The 12399-nt window shown below is 71.4% G+C and carries 9 protein-coding genes; 4 read left to right on the top strand and 5 right to left on the bottom strand.

The annotated features are described in order from the left end of the window. Nucleotides 1-39: 39 nt before the first annotated feature. The 5 genes from B1759_RS07670 to B1759_RS07650 form a co-directional block, all read right to left on the bottom strand. Nucleotides 40-966 carry an MBL fold metallo-hydrolase gene (locus B1759_RS07670; RefSeq protein WP_095514425.1) on the bottom strand — a complete coding sequence of 309 codons (927 nt, stop codon included), beginning with the start codon at nt 964-966 and terminating at the stop codon, nt 40-42. A gap of 87 nt (nt 967-1053) precedes the next feature. After that, complete coding sequence (locus B1759_RS07665; protein WP_095514424.1) at nt 1054-1446, bottom strand: DUF3052 family protein; 393 nt, start codon at nt 1444-1446, stop codon at nt 1054-1056. Beyond that, nucleotides 1443-1844, bottom strand: coding sequence for a thioesterase family protein (locus B1759_RS07660; RefSeq protein ID WP_095514423.1), 402 nt, complete (start codon nt 1842-1844; stop codon nt 1443-1445). The genes B1759_RS07665 and B1759_RS07660 overlap by 4 nt, the downstream gene beginning before the upstream one ends. Before the next feature lie 55 nt (nt 1845-1899). After that, nucleotides 1900-2880 carry an acetyl-CoA carboxylase carboxyltransferase subunit alpha gene (locus B1759_RS07655; RefSeq protein WP_095514422.1) on the bottom strand — a complete coding sequence of 327 codons (981 nt, stop codon included), beginning with the start codon at nt 2878-2880 and terminating at the stop codon, nt 1900-1902. A gap of 81 nt (nt 2881-2961) precedes the next feature. Further along, complete coding sequence (locus B1759_RS07650) at nt 2962-5037, bottom strand: glycosyltransferase family 2 protein (protein ID WP_095514421.1); 2076 nt, start codon at nt 5035-5037, stop codon at nt 2962-2964. 180 nt (nt 5038-5217) lie between these two features. On the opposite strand from B1759_RS07650, the gene B1759_RS07645 reads away from it, so the two are divergent. The 4 genes from B1759_RS07645 to nrfD all read left to right on the top strand — a co-directional run bounded on the left by B1759_RS07645 (nt 5218) and on the right by nrfD (nt 12397). Further along, nucleotides 5218-6579 (top strand): MATE family efflux transporter, encoded by a 1362-nt coding sequence (locus B1759_RS07645; RefSeq protein ID WP_095514420.1) that lies wholly within the window; start codon nt 5218-5220, stop codon nt 6577-6579. A 205-nt stretch (nt 6580-6784) separates the two neighbouring features. Further along, nucleotides 6785-7438, top strand: a complete 654-nt coding sequence (locus tag B1759_RS07640) for a cytochrome c3 family protein (protein ID WP_095514419.1) — start codon at nt 6785-6787, stop codon at nt 7436-7438. Nucleotides 7439-7525: 87 nt separating this feature from the next. Further along, nucleotides 7526-10807: a TAT-variant-translocated molybdopterin oxidoreductase gene (locus B1759_RS07635; protein ID WP_095514418.1), complete on the top strand. Its 3282-nt coding sequence runs from the start codon at nt 7526-7528 to the stop codon at nt 10805-10807. A 6-nt stretch (nt 10808-10813) separates the two neighbouring features. Continuing rightward, nucleotides 10814-12397: an NrfD/PsrC family molybdoenzyme membrane anchor subunit gene (nrfD, locus tag B1759_RS07630; RefSeq protein WP_095514417.1), complete on the top strand. Its 1584-nt coding sequence runs from the start codon at nt 10814-10816 to the stop codon at nt 12395-12397. Nucleotides 12398-12399: the final 2 nt, after the last annotated feature.

Genomic DNA, 12399 nt, shown 5'->3' with positions numbered 1-12399 from the left:
GCCGTAGCATGCTACGGCGCGACGGTGCGGCCGGGGGCCTCAGCCGCCGGCGAACTCGGCGATGATGGGCTCGGCGACGCGCGCGGGCGTCTCGCCCCAGTCCTCGAAGCCCGGAATGAGAAGCCCCTCGATGTCGACCGCGGTGGCGCCATCGGCCGCGCGGGGCACGATGGCGCGGCGAGCGGCGGCGAGGAAGTCGCGCATCGTCAGCAGGTCGGCACGCGTGCCGATGACCGGGAAGCCGTCGCCCGCGTGGCCGAACACGAACGCGGTTTCGTCGGAGAACCGGCTGTGGACGGTTTCGAGGAGCGTGCCCCAGGCCTCGACCGAGGCGCCACCGGCCCGGTCGATGAACGGCTGGCGGCGGTTGAACACGAGGTCGCCCATGTGGACCACGTCGGCGCGCTCGAAGTGGACCACGGCGTCGCCGCAGGTATGCGCGGGGCCGAAGTAGTGGAGCGCGAGGACCTCGTCGCCGAGGTCGGCCCGCCACGACTCGCGAAACGTCTCGTCGGCGTAGCGCTGGGTAGCGTAGCCGTCGCTGCCGACGGCGCGGGCGCGCTGCAGGCCGGGCACGGCCTCGTGGGCCACGTGCAGGTCGGCGACGGGCGCCAGCACCGCGTTGCCCGCCGTGTGGTCGCCGTGGTGGTGCGTGTTGACGAGCACGTCCAGCCGTCGGTCACTGCCCTCGCGGAGCCCGTCGAGGAAGATCTGCGCCGACTCCGGGAACTGGGTGTCGACGGCCACCAGCGCGGCGTCGCTCTTCAGGTACCCGATGGTCCCGCCACGGTCCGTGAACGCGCCCACGCCGCGGCGGATGTCGGTGAACTCCGCCCGCCCGGAAGCCGGGGCGGCCCACCTCGGCGGGGTGGCTAGCGGGCTCGCCGAGGCGAGGGGGGTGAGGAAGGGCAGCGCGGCGGTGGCGGCGGCGCTCCGGGCGACGAACTGACGGCGGGAGAGGGACACGGCGACGGGGGCGGTTTCCTCGACTTCGCAGGGGCGGCGCGTTCGGTTCCCCGCGACGCGCGCATCAGGATCTCCCAAAGGAGCCCGCTAGCGGTCCTCCTTCCGGATCACCAGCTTCAACGCCGTCCAGGTCTGGTCGATGCGGCAGACCTTGACGTCCACCAGCCCGAGCGGCAGGGCGGCGGCGCGGACGGCGTCGCCGGACATGTCGGTCGGCACACCGGAGGCCTTCTTCGGCCACGAGATCCAGATGGCGCCGGTCTTCGGGATCACGTCCTTGAACACGGCCAGCCGGGCGCGCAGGCCCTCCGCCTCGGTCGTGAAGTGGTGGATCAGCTTCGGGCGGTCGTCCAGCGTCCCGTCGAGGCGGACATCCTGGGGCAGGCCGCGGAGCAGCGCGCGGTAGTGCTCGGGCGCCTCGTCGAGGCACGCGACCATCCCGCGACGGTAGCCGAGTTTCCGCCAGAGCGCCTTGCTCATTCCCGTTCGAAGACAGCCCGCACGCGGTCCGGCGGCGCCACTGGCCGCCCCCGCTCCCGATCGACGAAGCAGAGCGTCACGCGACCCGAGATGAGCACCTTCTCCTCACCGACCCGGCGCACCGCGTAGTCGATCGGCAGCCGCACGCCGACGCTCGGAAACGACGCCTCCACCTCGACGAGGTCGTCGTAGAACACGCTCGCGTGGTACTTCACGGACAGGTCCACGACCGGCATGATGACGCCGCTCTCTTCCAACTCGCGGTACGGCAGCCCGGCCTCGCGGAGCGCCTCCGTCCGTGCCGCCTCGAACCAGTCGACCACGTGGGCATGGTAGACGACCCCCATCGGGTCGCACTCGCGGTACCGGACGCGGTGGCGGTGGACGTAGCTCAGCATGGGCGGGCAGCGGTGAGGCGCGACGCACGCCGCCTCGGGGCCGAGGCGGACGGCGCTAGCGTTCCTCGAACGAGCCCATCGCGTCGAACTTGGCGAGGCGTCCGTCGAGGAGCGCGTCGGTGTCGAGGCCGAGCAGGTGGTCGAGGTGGGTCGCGATGGCGCGGCCGGTCGCGTCGAACGTCGCCGCCGGATCGCGGTGGGCGCCGCCGACGGGCTCGGACACGATCTCGTCGATGACGGCGTGCTGGATGAGGTCGGGCGCGGTCAACTTGAGCGCCCGCGCCGCGTCCTCCTTGTGGTCCCAGGAGCGCCACAGGATGGACGAGCAGGACTCCGGCGAGATGACCGAGTACCACGCGTTCTCCAGCATCAGCACGCGATCGCCGACGCCGATGCCGAGCGCGCCGCCCGACGCCCCCTCGCCGATCACGACGATGATGATGGGCACCGGCAGCCGAGCCATGACGAGCAGGTTGCGGGCAATGGCCTCGGCCTGGCCGCGCTCCTCGGCCTCCAGGCCGGGGTACGCGCCGGGCGTGTCGAGGAACGTGATGATGGGCTTGCCGAACTTGGCCGCCATCTCCATCAGCCGCTGGGCCTTGCGGTAGCCCTCGGGGTTGGGCATCCCGAAGCGGCGCTCCTTGCGCTGCTTGGTGTCGCGTCCCTTCTGGTGACCGAGCACCATCACGGCGCGGTCGACGGAGCCGTAGCGCGAGCCGCGGAACGTTGACGGGCCGCCGACGAGCGCGCGGTCGTCGGCGAAGAGGCGGTCGCCGTGGAGTTCGGTGAACCCCGACGTGAGGGCGCCGATGTAGTCGAGCGTGTAGGGCCGCTCGGGGTGGCGCGCGAGTTGCACGCGCTGCCACCGCGTGAGGCCGCGGTAGATCGACTGCCGGAGGGTGTCGACGCGGGTTTCGAGCGCGGCGACCTGGGCGGAGAGGTCGACGGAGCCGTCCTCGGCCTCGAAGGCGCGCAGCTCGGAGAGCTTGGCCTCGAGGTCGGCGAGGGGCTTCTCGAAGTCGAGGAGATGAGCCATGCCCAAAGGTAGCGCTCCGCTCGGTCGAGGCGGCGACCCCGCGTCACAGAGTCTCCGGTGGGTGCCGGGCCGGGGGCTGTGTCAGCCTCCGGCCGAGGTCGTCGGCCCGTCGGCCGGCTCGGCCCAGAGGGCGCGGAGCAGGATGTCGAGGTCCAGCCATGCGGACTGATGCCGCGCGTAGAACCAGTACGCCCGATGCGCCTCGGCGATGGTGCGGGGTCGCGGGCCGCGCGTGTCGAGCACCGAGACGGCACCGGGCAGCAGGCCCCACGCCGGAGGCGGATGTGCGCCGTCGGTGTCGTAGCCGACGAGCGCGAGGCGGCCGGCGAGCACGGCGGGCATCTGGTCTGCCAGCGTGCCGAGGCGGGTGAGGTGCGCGCTGGGGCGGAGCCGCGCCAGCAGCCGAAGGCCGGGGCCGAGCAGCACGAACGCCACCGCGACGGGCACCTCGACCACGCGGCGCGTCCACGCCGGGCGGAGGGGCGCGACGGTCCGCTCGGCGGCCTGCAGCGGCGCCGCGTAGTCCTCCACGGACGCCTTGCCGATGATTCGGTCGTGGCCCGAGGCGAGGATCTTGAGCTGGACCGGGAGGTCGCGGAGCGCCCGCATGCCATCGAGGATGGCCGTGTTGGTGAGGCTGTCCGAGGCGAAGACGATGTCGTTGGCCCCGTGAAGGCGGGCGAGGTCGCGGAGCTGGCGCGGGCGCCCGAGCCACGGGAGCGTGCCGTCCGCCTCGGTCTCGGCCACGTAGCCGACGACCGTGCTGCCGCGGGCGTGGTCGTCGAGGAGGCGCTGGAGCCGTTCTGCTTCGCCACCCGCGCCGACCAGCAGCGCGCGCCGGGGGGCGCTCCGCGCGGCCCGCCCACGGAGTCGCCGGGCGAGCAGCAGGCCCGCCGCCACGCCCAGCCCGAGGCCGACGACCGCGCGGCTGAAGGCGAGCGTCGGCACGAAGAAGGCGAGGGCGGCCACGGCGAGGCCGGCCAGCGCGGCGCCGGCCAGCACCGGCCGGAGCGACTGCCCCGTCCGACGGTAGCCCCCTGTCAGGCCGACGGCCGACACCAGCACGGCGGCGTAGGCGGGCAGCACGAACGCGTAGTAGCTCGCCTCGAACGTGAAGCCGTCGGCGCGGCTCCATGCCGCGGCCGTCGCAGCGAGCGCCGCCCACGCCAGCGCGCCATCCACCACGGGCCCCGAGACCGCCCGGCCGACCCGCCCCAGCGCCGCCAGCGCCGCCCGGCTGACGATTCCGAGCCGGAGCCCCACGGCCAGCAGGGCCGACGCGATCCGGTCCGCCACGCCTGCCCCCTCGCGGTGCGTCACGTGCTTCTCCACGAATCGGAGCATGGCCCCGTAGAAGAGCATCACGTAGCGGAGGTCGCCCTTCTTGGTGCTCTCTCCCTTGTAGTGGACGATCTGGGTGTCCGGCGTGTAGTAGATCCGCCAGCCCGCCTGCTGGATCCGGTAGCACCAGTCGAGGTCCTCCCCATACATGAAGAAGGCTTCGTCGAAGAGGCCCGCCGACGTTCCCGGCGCCGACGCATCGGACTCCGAACCCAGGACGGCGTCCCGCCGCACCATCATGCACGAGCCCGAGAGCGCGTCGACCTCGCAGACCTCGTCGAGCGGGAGGTACGTCAGGTTGTAGCGGCCGAACGTCGGGCTCTGCGGGAAGAGCTTGCTCAGGCCCGCGATGCGGTAGAAGGCGACCGCGGGCGTCGGGAAGGCGCGGCGGCTCTCGGGCGCGAAGGTGCCGTCCGGGTTGAGGATGCGGCAGCCGACGGCGCCCGCCTCGGGGTGGTCGTCCATGAAGGCGACCATCGTGCGGAGCGTGTCCTCCTGGAGGATCGTGTCCGGGTTGAGGACCAGCACGTGGCGCCCCGCCGCCTCGCGGATGGCCTGGTTGTTGGCCGTCGCGAAGCCCACGTTTTCCTCGTTGGCGATCAGCCGCACGTCCGGGAAGCGCTCGCGCACCATCTGCGCCGAGCCGTCGGCTGAGTCGTTGTCGACGACGAACGTCTCGACGGTCAGCCCCGCGCTCGCCTGCTCGACCGACCGGAGCGCCTGCTCCAGGAACTCCCGCACGTTGTACGTCACGATGACGACGGACACGTCGACGGTGTCCGTCGCGGTCTGGAGGCGGGGCGGGGCGGCGTGCATCAGGTGCAAAGTATGCGGTCCGAGGCGGGGCGTCTGTCACAAAGACGTTAACCGGGCATCTCCCGGCTCAGGCGGGCGTGGGGCCGCCCCGATCGGTCGCCGTGTCGGAGCGGCAGAGGCCAATGGCCCCCCAAGGCGGGCGGGGCGGGAGGGTAGCTTGCCGCTCCCCCCACGGAGTCCATGCCTCGCCTGCCGGTGAGTGGCGAGGTCCGCGCCACGCTCACGCTCGCCGTCCCGCTCGTCCTCGTCCAGCTCTCGCAGATGTCGATGAGCTTCGTGGACGTGATGATGGTGGGCCGGTTGGGAACCGAGGCGCTGGCCGCCATCGTGCTGGGGTCCACGACCTTCTTCACCCTGGCGCTGATCTGCGTCGGCGTGCTCATCGCGGTCCAGCCGACCGTCGCGCAGGCGGTGGGCGCAGGGGACGAGGACGCCGCGGGGCGGGGGGCACGGCAGGGCCTGTGGCTCGCGCTGATCCTGGGCATCCCCTGCACGGTCGGGCTGGGGTTCGCCGAGCCGGTGCTCCTGGCGACCGGGCAGGCGCCCGAGACGGCGGCACTGGCGGCCGCCTACCTCGGCGCGATCCGCTGGGGCTTCGTGCCGAACCTGCTGTTCACGGCGCTCCGCGGGCTCTGTGAGGGCGACGCCCGGCCCCGGCCCGTGCTCGCGGTGACGCTCCTGGGCGTCGGCGCCAACGTGGTGCTCAACTACGGGCTCATGTTCGGTGCGTGGGGCCTGCCCGCGCTGGGCGTCGTCGGCACGGGGTGGAGCTCGGCCGGGACGATGACGCTCATGTTCATCGCCCTGGCGCTGTACGTCCGCACGGGGCCGCTGGCGCGCTTTCGCGTGTTCGCCGGGCTGCGGCGGCCGGATCCCGAGGCCCTCGGCGCGCTGTTCCGCCTCGGGTGGCCCATCGGCGTGGGGTTCGGGCTGGAGGCGGGCATCTTCACTGCGGCGACCCTGCTCGTCGGGCGGCTGCCCGACCACGAGGTGGCGTTGGCGGCACACCAGATCGCGCTCAACGCGGCCAGCGTCACGTTCATGGTGCCACTCGGGATCGGGATGGCCGGCGGCATTCGCGTCGGGCAGGCGGCAGGCGCGGGGGACCTCGCGGGCGCCGCCCGGGCGGGGTGGACGGCGACGGGCCTCGGCGCCGTCTTCATGGCGGGCTCGGCGCTCTTCTTCTGGCTCGCCCCCGAGGCCGTGGTCTGGCTCTACGCCGGGGCCGACCCTCAGCCCGAGGTGGCCGCCCTCGCGGCGACGCTGCTCGGCATCGCGGCCGTCTTTCAGTTGTTCGACGGCGTGCAGGCGTCGGTGGCGGGTGCGCTGCGGGGCCTCAAGGACACCCGCGTGCCGATGCTGATCGCGGCGGGGGCATACTGGGGCGTCGGCATCACGGTCGGCGGCGTGCTAGGGCTGGCGTGGGGGGGCGGCGCCCCCGGCCTCTGGTGGGGACTGACGCTCGGCCTGGCGACGGCGGCGGTCGGCCTCTCGCTCCGATTCTCACGCCGGACGCGCGCGGCCTCTTTCAGTGCGGCCTGAAACGGACGGCGAGCGTGGGTATCCTGTGGGCAGACGAAGGTGGTGCCGGCCCCGGCCCTCCAGCGACCGATCCGCAACGCTCCGGCAGGCGGTTCTCGCGCTCCGGGACGGCCATTCTATCTATCTTCGCCGGGTCCCTCTCAGGGGCCGATCTACCTTCGCGAGCGCCCCTCTATCGCTCGACGGGCTCCCTCACCCAGCGGTCATGCCTCAGCTTTTCCCGCGCAACGCCAACGCCCTCCCGGCCGTTTCGCTTCTCGTCGTGCTCCTCGGCGGCCTCGTCGTCGTCGTGGGCGGCTGGTACTACCTCTCGCCGAGGTTCTACGAGGTCGGGTACATGCCCGAGCAGCCCGTCCCGTACAGCCACGCCTTCCATGCGGGCCAGCTCGGGATGGACTGCCGGTACTGCCACAACCACGTCGAGCAGAGCCCGCACGCCAACGTGCCGAGCACGCAGACGTGCATGAACTGCCACGGCGTGGTCGCCACCGAGTCGGCGCAGCTGCTGCCGGTGCGCGAGAGCTGGGCGACGGGCGTGCCGGTGGAGTGGGTCAAGATCCACCACATCCCGGATTACGCGCAGTTCAGCCACGCGGCTCACGTCAATGTGGGCGTCGGCTGTGAGAGCTGCCACGGGCGCGTGGACCAGATGGTGGTCGTCTCGCAGGTCGAGCCCCTCTCGATGGGCTGGTGCCTGGAGTGCCACCGCAACCCGGAGGAGCACCTCCGCGACCCGTCGCTCGTGACCCAGATGGGCTATCTCGACGAGATGACCGAGGCTGACATCGCTGCCAACCGCGAGCGCATCGAGCAGGAGGGCATCAAGCCCCCTCAGAACTGCTCGGCCTGCCACTACTAGAGCGTTGAGCGTGCGAGGTTGAAGGTGGAACGTCTGTCCTCCGCCCCCTCAACCTTCCACGTTTGAACCTTCCACGTTCAACACACTATGATTGAGCTCGACGTCCTGAGCGCCGCCCAGACGGCCGCTGACGAAGACGCGCAGGCCGCCGCCGGCCAGGCGCCCACGTGGCGCAGCCGCGCCGGCCGCGACGGCGCCCTCGGGGCCCTCGCCCAGAACGAGTTCCTGCCGGACGCCCCGGTGACCGAGGCCGACGAGGGCACCAGCCGCCGCTCGTTCCTCAAGGTGATGGGCGCCAGCGCGGCCCTCGCGGGCATGACCGGCTGCCGCCGGCCGGTCGAGACCATCCTGCCGTACGCCCGCAAGCCCGAAGACGTGGTGCCGGGCGTGCCGACCTACTTCGCGACCGCGATGCCGCTCGGCGGCGTCGGGCACGCGCTCCTGGTGCAGAGCCACGAGGGGCGCCCGACCAAGGTCGAGGGCAACCCCGAGCACCCGATCTCGGGCGGCTCGACCGACCTCTTCGCGCAGGCGTCCGTCCTGCAGCTCTACGATCCGGATCGCAGCCGCCACGTCTGGATGCGTGGGGAGGGCGAGCCCGCCCGTGCCGACTGGGGCGCGTTCGTGGCCGCAGCAGGGCGCCTCCGCGCCCAGTCCGGCGCCGTCGCCGTGCTCGCAGAGCCCTCGGCGTCGCCCACGGCCGACGCCCTCCGCGACCGCTTCCTCGCCGCCACGCCCGGCGCGCGCTGGATCACGCTACACCCCCATCTCGACGACCACCAGGCGCTCGGCACGCAGCAGGCCCTCGGCCAGCCCGCCCGCCCGCTCTACCGGTTCGCCCAGGCGGACGTGATCGTCTCCCTCGACGCCGACTTCATCGGTGCCGAGGACCCCAACTCGGTCTGGAACAACCGCCAGTACGCCGCCTCGCGCCGCGTCGACGAGCGGGGCTCGATGAGCCGCCTCTACGCCATCGAGTCGACCATGACGACGACGGGCGGCATGGCGGATCACCGCAAGGCCGTCAAGGCGGGCGCGGTCCCGTTCGTGGCCGCTGCCATCGCCAACGGTCTCGGCGTCTCGACGGGCGTCTCGCCCGTGCTCGCGGAGGACATGCAGCCGTTCGTGGACGCCATCGTGGCGGACGTGCAGGCGGCCGGGGGCAACGCGGCCTTCGTCGCAGGCGCCCATCAGCCCGCCGAGGTCCACGCCCTCGCGGCGGCCCTCAACGGTCAGTTCGGCGGTGGTGTGGTCGAGTACCTCGCCACGGGCGCCGGGCCCGTCGAGCCGGTCGGCCCGCAGCTGGAGGCCCTCGTCCGCGACATGCAGGCCGGGCAGGTGGGCACGCTCCTGATGCTGGGCACCAACCCGGTCCACACGCTCCCCGCCGACCTCGGCTTCGAGGCGGCGCTGGCCGAGGTCCCGACCTCGATCCACGTCGGCCTGTACCGCGACGAGACCGGTCAGCGCGCGACGTGGCACGTCCCCCGCACCCACTACCTGGAGAGCTGGGGCGACGTTCGCGCCTACGACGGCACGCTGAGCATCGTCCAGCCGCTCATCGCGCCCCTCTTCGCCGACGCGCACTCGGACCTGGAGGTCCTCAATACGCTCACGACCGGCCGCAACAACGCCGGGTACGACCTCCTCCGCCAGTCGGCCCGCGGCTCGCTTTCGGGTCCGTTCGAGAACGCATGGCGGACGGCCCTCCACGACGGCTTCGTCGCGGGCACCGCCTTCGCGTCGCTCGGCTCCGGCGGCGGCTCCGCCGACCTCTCCGGCCTCGACGCGCCCGAGGCGGACGCCATCGAGTTGGTCGTCCGCACCAACCCGACCCTCTACGACGGCGCGTTCTCGAACGTCGCCTGGATGCAGGAGACGCCGCACCCCGTCACGAAGGTGACCTGGGACCCGGTGGCTCTGGTGTCGCCCGCGACCGCCGTCGCACTCGGCGTCGACGATGCCGACCGTTTCACGTACGACCCGGACGCGCTCGATCAGGCCGACCGCTACGAGGGCACGGCTCTCGACGCTGGCAAGAACTACGCGTCGGTGATCACCCTGACGGTCGGCGGGGAGTCGGTGGAACTGCCCGTCTGGGTCCAGCCCGGCCACCCCGACAATTCGGTCACGGCGTTCCTGGGCTACGGCCGTGAGATCGCGACCGACCGCGCGATCGAGGACATGAACGTCTTCGGTCGGCTCAACCGCTGGCTCCGGCCGGGCTCGGTCGACACCGACGTGTACCGGGCGGGCGCCATCGCCTCGTTCGTGGGCATGGAGCTGAGCGAGGGCGCGCCGTCGGCGCGTGTCGAGCGGCTCCGCAGCCTGACTGGTGCGCCAGTGACGGCCGCCGTTGAGCGCACCGCGGGCGAGTACCTGCTCGCGAGCACGCAGGACCACGGCTCCATGGAGGGCCGAGCGATCGTCCGCATGGCGACGGTCGAGGAGTACACCGCCGATCCCGCTTTCGCCAAGATCGAGGGCCACTACGTCGAGGACACGCCCTGGGAGAACTTCGACCCGCTCTGGGGCGACCAGAACGCGGCCTCCGAGGATCCCCGCATCGGCGAGGCGCTCTACTCGGACAACCAGTGGGGGATGACGGTGGACCTGAACGCGTGCACGGGCTGCAACGCCTGCGTGACCGCGTGCCAGGCCGAAAACAACGTGCCCGTCGTCGGCAAGGAGCAGGTGTCGCGCGGTCGCGAGATGCACTGGCTCCGCCTCGACCGCTACTACGTCGGCACCGACGAGAGCGACCCGGGCATGGTGACGCAGCCGATGATGTGCGTCCACTGCGAGAACGCGCCCTGCGAGCAGGTCTGCCCGGTCAACGCGACCTCGCACTCGCCGGACGGCATCAACGAGATGACGTACAACCGGTGCATCGGCACCCGGTACTGCGCCAACAACTGCCCGTACAAGGTTCGCCGGTACAACTTCTACAACTGGACCAAGACGCTCCCGCTGGAGGTCCAGATGCAGTCCAACCCGTACGTGACGGTCCGCTACCGCGGCGTGATGGAGAAGTGCACGTTCTGCGTGCAGCGCGTCCGCCAGACGCAGCAGGTGGCCCACATCGAGGACCGGCCGCTGACCGACGGCGAGGTGGTCACGGCCTGCCAGCAGGCCTGCCCGGCCGACGCGATCGTGTTCGGCGACCTCCGGGACGCCACCAGCGCCGTCTCGCGCAGCAAGACGAGCCCGCGCAACTACGCCGTCCTCGAAGAGCTGGCCGTGAAGCCGCGCCTGACGTACCTCGCCCGCCTGCGGAACCCGAGCCCCGCCCTCGCGGGCATCGACACCCGGTTCGACTCGCTCGACGCCCATCACGGCGCCGACGAGCACACCGAAGCTGAAGCCTAAGCCCACATGGCCACCGTCACCTCCAAAACTGCGTACGACCGCCCCAGCGGCGACGGCGCGCCGACCTACCCGGACGGCGCCCCGCTGACGCTCGAGGACGCGCCGCTCGTGCGCGGCAACCTGTCGTTCCACGACGTCACGGAGCTGGTCTCGTACCACACCGAGAAGAAGACGCCGGGCTGGTGGTTCCTCGCCTTCGGCGCGGCGCTGACCGGGCTCGGCATCCTCGGGCTCTCGGTCGCCTACCTCGTGTGGAACGGGCCGGGTGTCTGGGGCCTGACGAACCCGGTCTTCTGGGGCTGGGCCATCGTCAACTTCGTGTTCTGGGTTGGCATCGGCCACGCCGGGACGCTCATCTCGGCCGTCCTCTTCCTGTTTCGGCAGAAATGGCGCACGTCGATCAACCGGGCGGCCGAGGCGATGACGCTGTTCGCCGTCGCCTGTGCATTGCTCTTCCCGACGTTCCACGTCGGGCGTGTGTGGGTGATCTTCTACACGCTGCCGCTGCCGAACCAGATGGCGATGTGGCCCAACTTCAAGAGCCCGCTGCTCTGGGACGTGTTCGCGGTGTCGATCTACGGGACGGTCTCGCTGCTGTTCTGGTACGTCGGCCTGATTCCGGACCTGGCGACGATCCGTGACCGTGCCGCCCGCGCCGGGCGGACGCTGCGGGCCAAGATCCTGGGCTTCTTCGCCCTCGGCTGGACCGGCTCGAACCGCCACTGGCGCCACTACGAGCGGGCCTACCTGATCCTCGCCGGCCTCGCCACGCCGCTGGTCCTCTCGGTGCACTCGGTCGTCTCCTTCGACTTCGCGGTCTCCCTGATCCCGGGCTGGCACACGACCATCTTCCCGCCCTACTTCGTGGCCGGCGCCATCTTCTCCGGCTTCGCGATGGTGCAGACGCTCCTGATCGTGGCCCGCAAGGTGTACGACCTGGAGAACCTCATCACGCTCGACCACATCGAGAAGATGAACATCATCATCCTCGTGACGGGGACGGTGGTCGGGTTCGCGTACATCACGGAGTTCTTTATGGCGTGGTACTCAGGCGTCGCCTACGAGCAGTACGCCTTCGGCAACCGCGCGGCCGGGCCCTACTGGTGGGCCTACTGGATCATGATGAGCTGCAACCTCATCTTCCCCCAGCTCTTCTGGAAGAAGTCCTTCCGCCGCTGGATCGGGCTCTCGTTCGCGATCTCGATCACGACCAACATCGGCATGTGGTTCGAGCGCTTCGTGATCACGGTCACGTCGCTCCACCGCGACTTCCTGCCGTCGAGCTGGGACTACTACAGCCCGACGCTCTGGGACGTGCTCCTCTTCGTCGGCTCGTTCGGGCTCTTCTTCACGCTCTTCCTCCTCTTCCTGCGGTTCGTGCCGATGGTGGCCATCGCGGAGGTGAAGGGCGTCATGCCGCAGGCCGACCCGCACTTCTACCACCACTCGGGGGACGGCCACAGCGATGCGCACGCGCTGCCCGCCTACCAGCAGGACGCGTTCGCGCAGACCGCCAGCCCGGCGCCCTCCGACTCCGACCACGACGGGATCCCGGACGATCCGGACGGTCCCGCTCCCTCTGCCGCCTAATC

Origin of the sequence: Rubrivirga sp. SAORIC476 (assembly GCF_002283555.1) — a bacterium.
Lineage (GTDB): Bacteria > Bacteroidota > Rhodothermia > Rhodothermales > Rubricoccaceae > Rubrivirga.
The sequence above is the reverse complement of the archived record's forward strand: the minus strand, read 5'-3'. Positions and strand labels throughout refer to the sequence as shown.